A 16,590-nucleotide genomic window follows, 5' to 3' on the forward strand; every position below is an offset into this window, starting at 1 on the left:
TTTTTTGATTCAAGATTAAATTCAAAGATTCTTATTTTGTAACCGCAAGATTGAATCCCAAAATAATCTGACCATTACGTTCAGAAGCAGAATTATCATGATGCAATCTGATGCAGAACTTCAGGTACGGAAGATTTCCAGACTTGAATTCCACTTTTTCAAAGGAATCATAGGAACTATCCGACTTTTTAATAAGATGAGAATCATTTACATTCATATCGTTATCCGTAATCAGCTCAGGTGAATATGAGCCAATCACATACAAATCGAAATCCTGCGGAATTTGGCCACCAAGATTAGCGATATCATCACCATAGTTAAGCCAAGAAATAGCAGCCTTCATAGACTTTCCCGGGTAATTAGGTATAACGAACCAAATTTCCTTCATACCATTTACTTCGTGATTTCTCAACTTATTAATGTCACCATTCCAATAACGGGAAAGATACTCATATTTGGGTTTTGAGCCAATATCATCAAATACCAAGTATTCGTAAGAAGGAGTCGTTGTAGTTACAGCACCATCAGGATACTGAGAAATCGAATTGCCAGAAGAGGTGAGAAGCAAGGCCTTCACAACTTCAGGATGCCAACGATAGAACGGGTTAACCGCCAAAAGATCAGACACCATACCAGCTGTATAAGCAGCGGCCATTTCTGTACCGTTATAGAACGGCTGGAACGTTTTCTGATTTCCATTCGTTCGCGTATAAGTTATCGCACGTTCATTAGGTTTGCGGAAATGAACATAGTTGTAAATTTCCGGCTTCTGGGAACCTCTAGAATGAGTCACGGTAGATGTGTAACTAGTTACATTTTTATGGGTGACATCAACTGCACCCACGGTAATCGCATTTGCAGCATGTGCTTGCGCAGTCAATTTACCAGCACCATCACCCGTATTACCAGCAGGAACAAATTCAATTGTACGCTTAGTATAAATAAAGTTATCCAAGGCTTTAGCAGAAGCATCGTAAGATGATGTACCCGAACTACTCATCTTGTTATTGCGCACACCAATATAGATATGGGGATAAGTAGAAGTTAGGTTATTCGGATTCGTTTTCTTACCAACAAAAGGAACGGAATGCCTAGAAACATAATTCACAAGGTTCAAAGTACGAGTATCTCTTACTTCATGCCCATAGTTATCTATAAAACCACTGCCCCATTCATTTAAATCATACTTAATATATTCTGGATCAAAACTCCAGCTATTCTTTACCGGACGCGCGTCAACAGCCAAATAAACGCCCACATCCGATGCTTTGGAATCATACCAATTTTGAACACTATTTGCCCCAGAAAAATTCTTATGTTTCATCACTTCTACAATGCTTTTATCGTAGCGAATCGTTTGATTAGAATTATACGGAGACACTTCAGACAAGTAATACGTTTCTGGAGGATTTTCAGCAAAGAGCGTGTAGTTATAATAAGTCCAAGGGATATTCCCATCAAAAGAAAGCGTATAAGGCGCATAAGTATGGTACGGATCACTTGAACCGGTTGAAGACATTTCTACGATATTGTATGCACCAAAAACTTCATTCCAACGATATTTATAATTAGCCCAATCACAATATCCAGAAAAAATCGGATTACCATAATTATCAATTGATCTAAAATAATAAGGTATTGTCGCAAAACCTGGATTACTAGTCAAGCTAGACCAATACAAAGCTTCCACGGCACCAACAGTATTTGGCATGCCTGATTTGGCCAAAGCTCGGTTTTCCAAAGAAGAGCCGACTTTCTGTTGCTCATTTTTCTTGACTTTTGAATAGTCAAAATTCTTATAGACCATCGGGGAATTCATTTTACTTCCCTTACGGCCAAGCAAGTCATAATTAGCAGAGGTCGCATTTGCTCCAATGCAGCAAAGCGAGATAATCAATGGTAATGTTTTTTTCATTTGTTCTCCTTATTGAAAAAAGTTGACTCAAATTTAAACAAACTATTTTTCATCGTCAATAAACTTTGTTCATAATAAAACAAACAACATATAAGTTTTCACTAAACTACATTCACACAACATATTTAATTTGTACAACATTAGCAAACAGATATTACAACACTCCATCTACGTCGTACAACACATACACTTTGCAAAAAAAAATCAAAATTGATTTATTTTTTTATTAACAGCGACAAACAGCGCTGTTTTTTTACATTTGTAATACAGGAAAGACTTAAAATTTCTATCTTTACGCTAAAAAGATTCCCGCCTTCGCGGGGATGACAGAAAGAATATGAAGAACGTTGACACTATTGCCGTTTTGGACTTTGGTGGGCAGTATGCTCACTTGATTGCGAACCGCGTGCGCCGCTTGGGCGTTTTTACCGAAATCCACTCCCCTGCCGCCCCGGTTTCTGAACTGGAAGGCGTAAAGGGCATCATTTACAGTGGCGGCCCGTCTAGCGTGTATGCTGCAGACGCTCCGGAATACAATCCCGAAATTTTGGACCTGCCGGTGCCGAAGCTCGGCATCTGCTACGGCCACCAGCTTATCGCCCAGCAGTTGGGCGGTCACGTGGAACCGGGCAAGGTCAAGGAATACGGCATCGCCGACCTCATCGTGGGTGACGAAAAGTGCCCGATTTTGAAGGACCTGCCGAAGGCCTCCCCCATGTGGATGAGCCACGGTGACCAGGTCACCAAGCTCCCGGAAGGCTACAAGATCGTGGCCAGCACCAAGGACTGCGAAATCGCCGCCGTCGCATTCGATAGCGACCGCCCCGAACGCCAGATTTTCGGCATTCAGTTCCACCCAGAAGTCACCCACAGTAAGTTCGGCATGAAGTTGCTGGAAAACTTCATCGACTTCACCGGTGCCAAGAAAACTTGGAACATGAAGAGCTACTTGCCGCTCATCACGCAGCGCATCAAGGACCAGGTGAAGGACCGCAAGGTGTTCCTGCTCGTGTCTGGCGGCGTAGACTCCACCGTTGCCTTCGTGCTCTTGAACCGCGTGCTCGGACCGGAAAAGGTTCTCGGCCTGCACGTGGACAACGGCATGATGCGCCTCGGCGAATCCCAGAAGATTATGGACTTCCTCACCAAGGAAGGAATGAACAACCTCAAGGTTCGCGATGCCAGCGAACACTTCCTCGCCAAGCTCAAGGGCGTTACCGCTCCCGAAACCAAGCGCGGCATCATCGGTAAGGAATTCTTGACGGTCAAGGACGAGGAAATGGCAAAGCTCAACCTCGATCCGAACCAGTGGATGATGGCCCAGGGTACCATCTACCCCGACACCATCGAAAGCGGCGGCACCAAGAACGCCGACAAGATTAAGACGCACCACAACCGCGTGCAAGAAGTCTTGGACCTCATGGAAAAGGGCCTCGTGCTGGAACCCCTCGCCGACCTGTACAAGGACGAAGTTCGTGCCCTCGGCGAAGAACTTGGCATTCCGCACAACCTCGTGTGGCGTCACCCGTTCCCGGGTCCGGGTCTCGGCGTTCGCCTGCTCTGCAGCGACGGCGTTCTCACCAATGACATGGTGAAGTTCGAAGACGTGAAGGATACGACCGGCCAGTCCCTCGCTGACTACCTGAAGGCAAACAACATTGCAGGCCGTTTGCTCCCCATCAAGAGCGTGGGCGTGCAGGGCGATGGCCGTACTTACGCACAGCCGTTCCTCATCACGACTCCGGGCCTCTCTTGGAAGGACTGCGAAAAGTTCTCTACTGAACTTGCCAACCGTTTCAAGGCAATCAACCGCGTCATCTATCAGATCGGTAGCGTGGCCGATGAAGATCCGAAGCTCGTTGAACAGTTCGCTACCCGCGAAAACTTCGATACGCTCCGCAAGTTCGACAACATCTGCACCGAATTCCTGCAGGCAAACGACCTGTACGAAAAGATTTGGCAGATGCCGGTCGTTCTCGTTCCGCTCCGCACGGCGAACAAGCCCTGCATCGTGATGCGCCCGGTGAACTCCACCGAAGCCATGACCGCAAACTTCGCCGAAATCGACCAGGGAATGCTCGCTGGTCTCTGGCGCAAGTTCGAAGCCGAAGGCGCAGGCTCGCTGTGGTACGACGTCACCCACAAGCCGCCCGGAACAATTGAGTGGGAGTAAGGCGAGTGTCGCGAAAAAATGCTTGCGCTAGCGCTATTTTTTCATGACCGAGCCGCGCGAACACGCGACGAGCGTAGCGCAGTCGCAATGGGAGTAGCGCGGAGCCGAGTGTCGCGAAAGGAATAAAGAAAACGCCAGCTGAATCTCGAATCAGCTGGCGTTTCTTGTAGACAACGTAAGAATGAATTCTATATTTATCAAATGCTTTCACATATTGCAAAATTTCCTTATTTCGTCGTAACGGCATTTGCATCGTTTCTATTCGCATTCTCCGCATGCAGCAGTTCTTCTGAACCCGAAGACGTAAACGAGAACCAAACTTCTTCAAGCTCAGCTGAAGCAGATGAACCTACTTCTTGCCCGGAGAAACTTGGTAAAAACGAAATTTGCGACTCCCGCGACTACAAGGTCTACCGTACCACGGAAATAGGAGCACTTATCTGGACAGCCGAAAACCTGCGTTACGAAGTCGAAGGCAGCCGCTGTTTTGAAAACCAGGATTCCAATTGTGTCAAGTTCGGCCGCCTGTACAATTGGGCCCAAGCAATGGGTTTTAAAGCCTATTACCTGCGAAATACCGCCGAAGATTCCATCCACAAGCCGTACCATCAAGGCATCTGTATGCCGGGCTGGCATGTTCCCGATACTCTGGAATGGAAATACTTGATGAGCTACACCGACATCGTTGACGAAGACCCCTACGGATTCAAGATTCTCCACAGCGGTTTTTACAGCAACTACTCCTTCTCTTACTGGGATAACGCTGACAAATTCATCACTGCTACCGAAAGCGACGAAATGGACTATTATGTCGACCACAACCAAGACACCTTCTTTGACGAAACCATTCCTCCATCGAGGGTGTACAGCTACGGTACAGCCCCTAAGGAATCGTCCATATTTTCTGATTCCAAGTCTCACGGATATTCGCTCCGTTGCGTCAAGGACACCCTGCTCATGGAAATGGTTATCCCATCCAGTTCCTCCGTAGAGTCCAGTTCTTCTGCAGAAACTCCCAGTTCATCATCAATCGAAGTTTCCTCTTCCAGCGTAGATACAGACACCTGCGCCAGCATCCAAAAACAGAGTTGGAAATATCTGAACCCCGATGTGGAATACGAGATTTTCCAAGATGACCGCGATGGCCATTGCTACAAGAGCGTAAAAATCGGTGAACAAGTTTGGATGGCAGAAAACCTGAACTACGTCGATTCCATTGCCCACCCCCTCTTTGCAGGAAAAACTCATTGCCTAGGCAACGACCCCGACAGTTGCGAAATCTTCGGGCGTTTTTACTCCCACATCGCAGCGATGAAAGCCTGTCCAGAAGGATGGCACCTACCAAAGAGAGACGAAATCAAAACCCTTTTGGAAAATGCAAGTGATGCCGCCCTTAAATCAACAGAATGGCCATGGCAAGAGAGTTCTGCAACTAATGAAAGCGGATTTTCCGCATTGCCCCTGGGACTTCTTGTAGATGAAACGGGTTATTGCAGTAACGGTGGCTGTGACGTTATCGAAAAGTATTTTGCAACATACGGCGAATTGGTTCAGATCTGGAGTCAGACACTGAATCCAGGCTATGATGATTTCGCCTACTACTTGATCATGTGGGATCTCGACGAGGAAAAAGCAAAAATAGACATTGAAGACCGCCTCATGGCAATGAATGTCCGCTGCATTCATAATTAACAGAACTTTAAAATTACTAATTTGTTCGTATGAAAAAGTCTTTCGGCATAAGTTTATTTTTATCGGCAATTGTAGCAGCACACTTCATTGCTTGCAGCGATAGTTCCTCGGAACCGGATTCTCCGGATACACCGGAAGTATCAGAGCCAGAGGATACTCCCGACGCACCGTCTTCGGCCCAATGCAAAGAACTCTACGGCATCACCGAAAAAAATTCCTGGTCAAAGACAATCACCAACAGTACCATTCTCAACAAAGAGGCTTGTTCCAAGGCCGCGGAATTTATCAGTCAAACAGGTAACCTTGATATCTCCTGTTACGAAGCGATGCTCAATCCCGAAGAGAACCGTATAGACTTTATCTTAAATTCTGAATACGGCTACAGAGGTGTCTGGATTAAGCTCAATGGTTGCAAATACAAATTAGGAAGCGACGGCGACTTCAATACGTTGATACCCAAGGCAACCGAATGGGAATTTGACGGATGCCTTTGCAAAGTGGAAAAAGGTGTGACATATTACCGCAACATCGCTCCAAAGAAAACAGAAGAAAGTTCAAGTTCCAAGGAAGAAGAAATATCCTCTTCGAGTGAGACGTTTCATTCTTGGCAATCTTCCAGCAGCATCAGTTATGTTCCGCCTTTAGAGGCTGTTGCCGGAACCATGGTAGACACACGTGATAATCGCGAATACAAGACCGTGACCATCGGGACTCAAACCTGGATGGCCGAAAACCTGGCCTACGCTTACGTAGAACCGACAAAGACCCAAGATTCTTCCAGCTTCTGCGACGACAAGGATCCGGATTATTGCGAAAAATATGGCCGCCTTTATTTGTGGTCGGCCGCCATGGATTCTGCCGCCGTATTTTCTGAAGACGGCAAGGGATGCGGCTATGACTTTAGAAAGTGCGCCAACGAAAACAACTCGAATGGTAAGATTCGTGGCATTTGCCCCGAAGGTTGGCACTTGCCGAACGTAGATGAATACGAGGTCCTTTTTACTGCTATTGGCGGTCAAAAAGAACCTAGTTTCCCTGATTGGAATAACGTCGAAAAATCCTTAAAGTCCATAGAAGGCTGGAAAGAATATGAAGGCCGCGACGGAAACGGTTTTGACGATTACGGATTCAACGTCATGCCAGTGGGCCGAGCCGATGACACTGAAAACGTACACCTGTACGATCAGGGCGGAGTAGCCTTTTTCTGGACATCCGATAACAGAAATGACTTTACCGCCGAAATCATCACATTTCACAACTGGACTCCAGAAGTTAGTAATAGCGGAACAGGAATGAATTCGTATCTGTCTATTCGTTGCTTAAAGGACTAATTGATTCTATGAAAAACGTAATCTGGTTTGCACTGACATCTTTTTTGCTTAGCGCCTTTGTAGCCTGTTCTGACAGCGGCACGACTGCCGAAGAAAAATCGGCAGAAAAGGAGCACGAAAAGAAGGCTGAAAAGGAAATTACAGAAAGGGATATACTGGACAGCATTATAAGCAATTCGGGAACAACCATTCGCCTAAACCACTCCAATGGTGGAAACGGCACGTACATTTCTGAAGGATTCCGACAAAGCCGTGTTATTGACACAACGATCGAAATCAACAAGTTCATTGAAGAAATGGTTGTCAACATTCGCTTTAACGATCCTTCCGTCTGCAATTACAGCAACACCAAATTTTTGCTGAATGGCAAAGAAATCAAGGGTGAAAAAAGCACTGAGTCGAATGGTAGCCTTGTTTTCAAGGATATCTTTAAAAAACAGAATGAAACCTACCGCATCGAAATATTAACGGACTCCGCAAAGTGCGGCAATCTAAAGGAAACCTATACATTGGTTCCTTCAGAGAAACCCGGCGATGCTCACTTTACGGAAGTCTGCTATAATCCGGATGATGCCTACTACATCAAAGGACATTTCTATGCCAGGGTTATACCGTGCTACTATGGAGGATTCTATTCCACCTATGCGGACTCCGTCCAATCGAAATGTTTCTTGAAAACAGAATCTGATACGATGGAATTGAAAATCGAATTTGAAAAAGATTACGACATCATGAATGCCCGGTATTATCAGGAAGGCTCTGTTTCCCTCGACAGCGTCACCCTGGTCAACTTCCTGAAAGATGATACCAGCGCAACACTGTCCTGCGCCCTCGTGTTCCAAGATTGGGTCGTGCCGGCTCAAGTAACCCGGGAATTAAAGTATTACAATAAAAACATTTTTTTCAAGGAAGCAAGCAAGGCCCGTCTGCTTGACGTGATTACGAACGAATATTATTTAATGACCGTAGAGCCCTACAACTTTGTCGACTATTTATTCACCCGAACCACGGTCAACGGTGAAAAAATTTTCGCCAAGGAAGGTTATGGAATATACGATTCAACATCTCTTGGTATTTTGCACGAAATTCGCTGGAAAGATGTTTATGACGGCCTGATCGATGAAAGTACTACTGAAGATTCGGTTCAGATTCTTGCTGTCTCTTGGCCAGAAGGCTTTACGACGCCTGAAGAAACGGCTTTATTCCAAAGGCTTCGAGAAATCTACGCAGAAGAAGATTCCACAATCTTTGCAACAACCCTGGATTCTATCATGAACGCGGTAACAGACAAGGCCGGAAACATCAAGGAACAATTCTACTTCATGGATGCCAAGCGCGTTCCCGGTTACGACATAAACGACTATAAATAAATTGAGCAAAACGCCATTTTATTCCAAATTGGAATAAAAAAAGCAGGGCATTAAGGGACTTTTTTCACAGAAAAGTCCCTTTTTTCTGTTTTCTTTAGTTAAATTAAAGCTAGAAGATAGGAGAAAATGGTCGTGATACAAAGCGAACCCGATATGACACGTCCCCTGGGAGCGGGACCAAGCACTTCGATTTTCGAAAAAGAAGACCCCATTACCGGTCTGAATTTTGTAGCATGGTTCTTTGCGCAAACTCAAAAAGATCCTAACTATTACCCTCTCGAAAGATCAACCATCACTTTTTTTAATGTGATGAGTTTCAAGACCATCAACCAGAGGTTCTCTTACCAAGGCGGAAACGAATACCTCTGCAAATTCAGGGATGAACTCAAGAAGCTTTTTGAAGGCGAAACCGTCTTACGTGCCGGAGCCGACCACCTGGTGGTCATCAGCCTCAATCTCACCGTCGAAGAGATAGCCCTGCGAATCAAGCTATTGAACAAGACGATGGCGGGCTACGAAAAAGGACTCCGCAACCTCATCAAGGCGGGCATCTATATAGCCGACGGGACCCCACAACAACCCATTGTCATGATGGACCGCGCCTCCCTCGCCTGTCGCGAAGTCCACGGCATCTTTAACAGGGAATACGCCGTCTTTGACGAAGAACTCTGCAAGAGGCACGAGCAGAAACAATATGTGTTGGAACACTTTGACGAAGCCTTCGAAAAGGGTTATTTCAAGGTGTATTACCAGCCGATATATCGAGCACTCAATAAGAAGGTTTGCGGCTACGAGGCCCTTGCCCGATGGATTGACCCCAAGCGCGGCATGATTTCGCCGCTCATCTTTATTGAAGTGCTAGAGAAGGTTCACCTGATTCACAAGCTGGACGCCTACATTATTGATCAGGTATGCAAGGACCTGCGAGACGATATCGATAGCGGTTTCGCCTACCAGCCCATTTCCGTCAACCTTTCAAGGCTTGACTTTGAATTGAGCGACATCAAGAAAGTCGTGGACGAAGCCGTTGTCAAATATAACGTGCCCAAGGAATATCTTGTCCTGGAAGTCACCGAAAGCGCCTTTGCTTCGGACCTGGAAAGCTTGGGCGATACCATTCGCAGCTTTAGGGAAGACGGCTACCAGGTTTGGATTGACGACTTCGGTTCCGGTTACAGTTCCTTCAACAACCTGCAGACCTACGATTTCGACTTCCTCAAGATCGACATGAACTTCCTCAGGAACTTCGACAAGACCCCGAAGTCCAAGGTCATTATCGCCTCGATTGTAGACCTGGCGAAAAAGCTCGGCATTCACACTCTGGCCGAAGGCGTTGAAACCGAAGACCAGTACGAATACCTGAAGAGAATCGGCTGCGAACTGATTCAAGGCTATTATTTTGCCAAGCCCATGCCCATTGAAGACTACCACAACAAGCGCGCAGAACTGTGCAATTTCGAGACAAACGAAACTCCTGCAGAACGCCGCTATTACGACGACATGGGCCGCATCAACTTCCTGGAAAACTCTCCGTTGACCCGAAAGCGCATGGATGTCACAAACGAAATTCCCATTGCGCTTATCGAACGAGAAGACCGTCACTACCGCACCATATTTGCAAACAAGGCTTTTATCCGCGAAATCAAGTCTTTCGGAGCGACAGATGCCAACGAAGTTCTAAGAATCCTCTGGAAAAAAAACCCGCCCGAAGAGGTCGAGAAATATTACCAGAAGATTCTATACTCCGAAGAACACAGGGAAACGGTTGAATACGACGTGACGTTGAACAGCTTTAGGGTCAACACCAAAGTTCGATTTATATCGCGTATGGGAACAAAAGCCGTCTATGCATTCATGACAAGAAACCTTACAGTCCGAGAAAAAATATGATTTTTTAGGCTTTTGTCATACAAATTTTCATTTTTTTATATAAAAGAGATGTTTTTCCACAAAAAAACATCTTTTTTTTCAAAAAAAATTTCCTTTTTTATGAAAAATTTTATAATATAGCGTTAAAGAATACGAAAACGCCTTTATCAAGGAGAAAATATGGCTGGAAAGAAGAGCAAGAACGCACTGGATGACGATCCGATCATTCCGAACGACGACCTGGAAATGGAAGAATCCTCCATCTTCGAAGAAGAGGACGACGATTCCGAAGACAAGGGCATCGACGAAATCCTCGGCGGTGCAACTCTTGGCCGCGCCGCGGGCGACCTGGACGGCTGGGGCAGCTCCGAATATGAGGACAACTAAGTACTCGTGAACCGCGAGGAACTCAAAGAAAAATATGGCAAAAAACGTGTGCCCCACGAATGGCGGGGCACCGATTCTTTGTCTATACTCGTAACCACATTCTTTGGATCTGGAATGAGCCCGAAGGCTCCAGGCACCATGGGTAGTCTGGCAGCGACCGTCGTGGCATACCCCATGGCTGTTTTCGCCAGCGACATTCTTGGCGAGACCCTGTTCAGATTTTTCTTTTTTGCTGCCGCCATCATCGTGTTTTTCGGAGCCATTCCCTTCGTGAACAAGGCAATGAAAGACACCGGCACCGAAGACCCCGGCTGGATCGTCATTGACGAAGTCTGCGGAATCTTCATGACCTTCGCATTCATCAATCCCGGCCTTATCAGCAGCATGGGCATTGTCTTTACCGCTCCCCTGCTTCTTATCGGCTTTGGACTATTCCGCTTCTTCGATATCCTGAAACCCCTCGGCATCCACCGTTTTGAAAGATTTCCGGGAGCTTGGGGCGTAATGGCAGATGATTTACTGGGCGGAATCTACGCGGGATTACTGATGTATCCCATTTCGTACATATACTCTTTTGTCTGGATACTGCTAGCCATTGCGCCCGGTAGCCAGAACTAGCAAATTTCCTGACTAACAACGCCGTCACTGATGGCGGCAAGCATTCGTTCGTGGGTGCAAACTTCAGCAGAAACCCCGTGAATGGACCCCGTAGAATAGAACGAGGTGCAGGCGCATTCGTGGGCATGGCAGCGAAAACGGATAGCGCAACCTTCGCAGTCCTTCTTGTCGCGGCTAAAGAAATCACGGATATCCCTGGCGACGGGGCCCTCAAAAATCTTGGAGGGTTCATCAAAAACGCTACCCATGATATAGGGAGCGTCAGGCATACTGCTGATAAAACGGGTGCAAGGGAAAAGATTCCCGTTGGTGGCGCAAGCCACAATGCCCTCGGCCACATGACAACTCGTTAAACGATGGCGTTGTCCCGTCAGGCGGAATTTCAACTTGTCCTGGATTGTTCCCAAGTAAAAGGGAATCTTCTTGCGCTTGGTTTCAAGCCAAAATTGCGCCAGCTTGTCGTATTCCCTGGCGAGGATATCGAATTCGTCGCCGGTCCATTTGCCGTCAAAATCCACCGCCGTCGTCATGTTCCTGAAACCCTGGGCCTGAATCCAGCGGACTGCGTCAGAAAGGGAATCCATATTGTCGCGGGTCACCACCGAAAGGACGACGGTATCCATCTTGGTGAGAATAGGTATATGGGGCTCGATGAGCTTAAAGGACCCCGCTCCCCCCACCTGCTTGCGGCAAATGTTATGGTGCGTTTCGTGACCATCCAGCGAAAGATAGATGCGGAAATTTTCACGCTTCAGATATTCGATGATGGCATCATCCAGCAGAGTGGCGTTGGTGTTTACCGCAAAACGCAAGCGGAACGGCTTTATGGCAGAATTTAAAGGAGCCGAATTCGCAGAAGTCATGCCAATCGACACGTTGTCGCCAAAGCGCTCACGAGCAAGGCTTTTCGCAAGTTCCACACCATGGCAAATCGAGTCCATGCAAAGCAGGGGCTCGCCACCGAAAAAGGTGATATTTAGAAAGTTCTGCCTTAACGCAAGAGTCCGCTCGAAGGCAAACCGAATGGCAGTCTCCATGACGTCCTTCGACATCACAAGGCTACGGGCCTCGTGACTTACCTTGTAATAACAGTAAGTGCAGCGAAGGTTACAACGTTCTGTGAGCGAAAGAACCAGATTCATTAATTATTCATGTCTTCAGGTTCCGGCGGAAGAACCGGATCGCCTGCAGGAATATACCGTTCTTCGGCAGAAGAAGAACTTTCTTCTATAACGGGCAGACCCGCCGTAACGAACTCCTCCTCGGACGACGAGCTTTCTTCGATAACAGGCAAACCTGCCGTAAGCGTTGAATCGATTTCAACCTCATTTGACGAAGAAGACGGCAAAACATCTACTGACGAGGAGCTGCTTCCAAAGTCCGGTTCCACGACTCCGGCTTGTGGAGGAAACTCCGGAATCGTGGAACTGGAGCTTAAATCGTGTAATTGATCGAACGGGGAGCCCGATTCAGGTTCCAAGGTATCCGGAGGGGCAATTTCACCCGAAGTGACTTCCAACGAATCGATGCTGTAGCTGCTGGAAGAAGATTCATCTATTTGCGGAGGCAAGATACCAGCCGACAGGGGCGGCTCAGAACTGCTGCTTGAATTCTGCTGTTCAGAACTCGAAGACAGACGTTCGTAACCATCACAAGGAAGTTCCCCACAAGTGGGCTCCGGAGGTTCAACGACTCCTGATTCCGGCGGCAAATCCACGGAACTGCTAGACAGTTCTGAACCCGAAACATTCCTATCAGTCGTATTGGAGCCAAAATCGCAAGCCGTCAAGGCTGCGGCCGAAATCATCGCAGAAACCCCAAGCATGGACGCCAGCTTCTTTTGCGTGGAAGCCGACCACTCGCGATTCTTAACAACTTTGCTTTTACGGATATTCATGGGGTTTCTCCTTCTTTCATTTACAATATAGATAAAAGGGGGCTCAAAATCGCACATATGCGTAAAATGACAAAATCCCGTGATTAACTCCACGGGAAAATTCAATAAAGTGATAGATTGCTTTGTTATTTTGATCCTCGCAACAACATTACAATAAAAATCGCTTTAGAACCAAGCAAAACAAAATTCGCTCAAAAACGAGCAGGACGACGAACGGCAAGGCGTAGCGTACAAAACGTACGTGAGCCTTGCCGAGAGGAAGTAATGCGAAGTTTATCAGCGAATTTTACACCTTCAGCTCGCCGGCGTCGATGTTCGCCCAATCCGGAACGGCGTCGATTGCCGGGCGGACTTCTTCGGTCACGAACTTCACGACCTGGCCAGGAGCGCGGCCCACGAACTTGCGAAGGTCGAGGATTTCCTTGAGCTTGGCTTCGGTGATACCGAGCTTCTGGAACTTTTCGTTCTTGAGGACACGTTCGAGGAGATCGTTGTCCTTGCCCTGTTCCTTAACGACCTTGCCCGCTTCCATGGACATCACGCGGATTTCTTCGTGGAGTTCCTGACGGTCACCGCCATTCTTCACGCCTTCCATGATGATGTTTTCGGTAGCCATGAACGGGAGTTCAGCCATGATACGCTTTTCAATAACCTTCGGGTAGACCACGAGGCCGTTGGTCACGTTTTCGGCGATGATGAGCATGGCATCCATGGCGAGGAATGCTTCCGGAATGGCAAGGCGCTTGTTGGCGCTATCGTCGAGGGTACGTTCGAACCACTGGGTAGCCTGAGTGAAGGCGGTGCTGTTCACCTGGGCCATCACGAAACGGGCCAGGGAGCAAATGCGTTCGCTGCGCATCGGGTTACGCTTGTAAGCCATGGCAGAAGAACCAATCTGGGTCTTTTCGAACGGTTCTTCGACTTCCTTAACGCCCTGCATAAGGCGCATATCGGTTGCAAACTTGTGCAAGGACTGAGCGATGGAGCTGAGCACCTGGTTCACGCGATTGTCCCACTTACGGGTGTAAGTCTGACCGGTGATGGTGAGCACGCGCTTGAAGCCAGCCTTGGCAGTCACGCGGCGGTCGAGTTCCATAATCTTTTCTTCGTCGCCGTTGAACAGGTCCATGAAGCTGGCCTGCGTACCGGTGGTGCCCTTCACGCCGCGGAACGGGAGAACTTCGATGAGGAAGTTCAGTTCTTCGAGGTCGATGAGCATGTCCTGGAGCCAGAGGCAGGCGCGCTTACCGACGGTGGTGAGCTGGGCGGCCTGGAAGTGGGTAGCACCGAGCTGGGCCATGTCCTTGTATTCCATGGCAAACTTGGAAAGCTTGTCCATCACGCGACAGAGACGCTTGCGGACCATGATGAGGCCCTGCTGCATCTGGATAAGGTCGGTGTTGTCACCCACGAAGGCGGAAGTTGCACCCAGGTGGATGATGCCCTTGGCCTTGGGGCACTGCACGCCGTAAGCGTAAACGTGGCTCATCACATCGTGACGGCGGCGCTTTTCTTCTTCTTCGGCGACTTCAAAGTTGATATCGGTGGCATGAGCCTTGAGTTCGTCCACCTGTTCCTGCGTAATCGGGAGGCCCAGTTCCATTTCGGATTCAGCGAGGTAAATCCACAGCTTGCGCCAGGTCTGGAACTTGTACTGGGGGCTGAAGAGGAAGCTCATTTCTTTAGAAGCATAACGCTTGATGAGCGGGCTTTCGAATTGATCACGCATATTGATGTCCTTGGTTTAAATTTTACGTGATAAATGTAGAAAAAACAAAGATCCTTCGACTCCGTTTCACTACGCTCAGGATGACATATTCCTACTTGAATTCAGGAGCAATGGTCACAATCATGTTGATGCCATGAAGCCCATGGAATCCGAGCTGCAAACGGAAAAGGTAAATATCCGGTCGACGGACACGGATGCCAAAGCCCCAGGAGTTGTAATAATGGTCCATACTCCACTTGTCTATTTTAGGGGCAATCATCGCATATTCATCAAACAACACGCCATCGACATACAAGTCTACCGGCCAACGGTATTCCACACTCAAAGACATCAAATTGTGCGTTGTCCATTTATCGTTATAGCCGCGCAAGGGAGTATTGGCATTCACATTGATAAATGCATCGTGAGGAGCGCCCCCCTCTTCCATTTCCCAGAGGCTCACCAAGCGGTACTGCAAGGCTATAACTCGGCGTTCAAAAAGCGTGTTGCGGACCTGTTCCGGACGCCATACGCGCATCACTTCATCCCAAGAAAAATCGGTATAGAACCGGCGATTTTCACGGGCTTCCTTTACCGAGAACACATAGTTTTGTGCATTTCCTAAAAAGAAATAGTGTTGAAAAATAAACCGCGTTGTCCAGTAATCGTGATTCAATCCACCATCTTTAATGACTTCGTCATGGTCAGACTCCGGCAGAATTCCCAAATCTTCGTACCGCACACCGGAATACTTGCCCACAAAGGTATAGTCGCCCTCTAACACCACGCGAGTTCCACGAGAAGGAGCATACGGAGCATCCAGGTTGTCGTACACAATGGAAAAACCCACCGGAACCTGGTCAACCTTCTGGTATAGGCCACGGTCTTCGATCTTGAATTTATCGCTAATCAGCACTGAATCCTGAACGTCCGGATGACTGGCCCGGCCGCAAAAAAGGGACGCCCAAATTTCAGCATTCCAGTTGGCTGTATTGGTAATGGGAGCCCCCAGACGCCAGGTAAACTGATAACTGGAATCGGGCTGTAAATAGTTTTCCTTGGTCTCAGGAATCGTAAATCGATTGTCGCGGTCCAGGTCTATATCGTACCTAAAGCCGCCAAAGAAGCGGGTTCCAAACAAGGAATGCTTTGTGTAGCGAGCCGTGAAGCCCATGTCTCCATTCGCAAAATATTCCCCCTGCAAGACAAGATAATCTTTATCAAGAAACGCGCTGCGATGGCGATAGTTCATGCCAACCATGGATCGCGAACCCGGCTTAAAGTTAAAACCGGGGTAAACCATAATCTTGTAATCTTCGCCAAAAGAAATCAATTCGACGGTCTTTTCAATGACACCGTTCTTAAAGGCGTAGTCCACAGGCTGCGCAATCGGATAAATAAGACCATTCAAAAAAGGCTGGATAATATGCTCAATGGGCCACATCCAGGCCGACTTTTCAGGAACTTCAACACTATCACTATCTACAGATTCTTCAACAGCCGCACCCGTATCGGATACTTCGGTACTGGAATTTTCTTCGGCAAAGAGCGGTACAACGCCAAACAACCATAGCGAGGCAAAAACAAAAACCCAGAGACTTCTCGACTCCCTTTTTAACATGCCCCTAAT

Annotated in this window: 12 protein-coding genes; 7 read left to right on the forward strand and 5 right to left on the reverse strand. The window is 47.6% G+C overall.

Features of this window, described 5'->3' with window-relative positions; translation table 11 throughout:
• Window positions 1-31: 31 nt before the first annotated feature.
• On the reverse strand, window positions 32-1,915 hold the full coding sequence (locus ACJMNB_RS09645) for a S8 family serine peptidase (protein ID WP_405341874.1): 1,884 nt from the start codon (window positions 1,913-1,915) through the stop codon (window positions 32-34).
• A gap of 337 nt (window positions 1,916-2,252) precedes the next feature.
• Here ACJMNB_RS09645 and guaA point away from each other — a divergent pair, with 337 nt between their 5' ends.
• From guaA to ACJMNB_RS09680, 7 genes are all read left to right on the forward strand, one after another.
• Window positions 2,253-4,088 (forward strand): glutamine-hydrolyzing GMP synthase, encoded by a 1,836-nt coding sequence (guaA, locus tag ACJMNB_RS09650; protein WP_405341876.1) that lies wholly within the window; start codon window positions 2,253-2,255, stop codon window positions 4,086-4,088.
• A gap of 201 nt (window positions 4,089-4,289) precedes the next feature.
• Complete coding sequence (locus tag ACJMNB_RS09655; RefSeq protein WP_405341878.1) at window positions 4,290-5,780, forward strand: FISUMP domain-containing protein; 1,491 nt, start codon at window positions 4,290-4,292, stop codon at window positions 5,778-5,780.
• A gap of 29 nt (window positions 5,781-5,809) precedes the next feature.
• Entirely contained in the window at window positions 5,810-7,111 is a 1,302-nt protein-coding gene (locus ACJMNB_RS09660) for a fibrobacter succinogenes major paralogous domain-containing protein (RefSeq protein WP_405341880.1), read from the forward strand.
• Between the two features lie 8 nt (window positions 7,112-7,119).
• Entirely contained in the window at window positions 7,120-8,481 is a 1,362-nt protein-coding gene (locus ACJMNB_RS09665) for a hypothetical protein (RefSeq protein ID WP_405341882.1), read from the forward strand.
• 153 nt (window positions 8,482-8,634) lie between these two features.
• Entirely contained in the window at window positions 8,635-10,371 is a 1,737-nt protein-coding gene (locus ACJMNB_RS09670; RefSeq protein WP_405342104.1) for an EAL domain-containing protein, read from the forward strand.
• A 159-nt stretch (window positions 10,372-10,530) separates the two neighbouring features.
• The gene (locus ACJMNB_RS09675; RefSeq protein ID WP_405341884.1) at window positions 10,531-10,737 is read left to right on the forward strand and encodes a hypothetical protein; all 207 of its coding nucleotides are present in this window, start codon (window positions 10,531-10,533) and stop codon (window positions 10,735-10,737) included.
• 78 nt (window positions 10,738-10,815) lie between these two features.
• A complete protein-coding gene (locus tag ACJMNB_RS09680) occupies window positions 10,816-11,355 on the forward strand; it encodes a phosphatidylglycerophosphatase A (RefSeq protein ID WP_405341886.1) in 540 nt (179 codons plus the stop codon).
• On the opposite strand, the gene ACJMNB_RS09685 is transcribed toward ACJMNB_RS09680, so the two are convergent.
• From ACJMNB_RS09685 to ACJMNB_RS09700, 4 genes are all read right to left on the reverse strand, one after another.
• Window positions 11,352-12,497 (reverse strand): radical SAM protein, encoded by a 1,146-nt coding sequence (locus ACJMNB_RS09685; RefSeq protein ID WP_405341888.1) that lies wholly within the window; start codon window positions 12,495-12,497, stop codon window positions 11,352-11,354. The two genes, ACJMNB_RS09680 and ACJMNB_RS09685, sit on opposite strands and share 4 nt — an antisense overlap.
• On the reverse strand, window positions 12,497-13,252 hold the full coding sequence (locus ACJMNB_RS09690; RefSeq protein ID WP_405341890.1) for a hypothetical protein: 756 nt from the start codon (window positions 13,250-13,252) through the stop codon (window positions 12,497-12,499). Before ACJMNB_RS09690 ends, ACJMNB_RS09685 begins: the two co-directional genes overlap by 1 nt.
• Before the next feature lie 286 nt (window positions 13,253-13,538).
• Window positions 13,539-14,981 (reverse strand): adenylosuccinate lyase, encoded by a 1,443-nt coding sequence (gene purB / locus ACJMNB_RS09695; protein ID WP_405341892.1) that lies wholly within the window; start codon window positions 14,979-14,981, stop codon window positions 13,539-13,541.
• Between the two features lie 91 nt (window positions 14,982-15,072).
• A complete protein-coding gene (locus ACJMNB_RS09700; protein ID WP_405341894.1) occupies window positions 15,073-16,581 on the reverse strand; it encodes a BamA/TamA family outer membrane protein in 1,509 nt (502 codons plus the stop codon).
• Between the last annotated feature and the right edge of the window lie 9 nt (window positions 16,582-16,590).

The sequence above is a fragment of the Fibrobacter sp. genome (genome assembly GCF_045131395.1).
Classification (GTDB): Bacteria; Fibrobacterota; Fibrobacteria; order Fibrobacterales; family Fibrobacteraceae; genus Fibrobacter.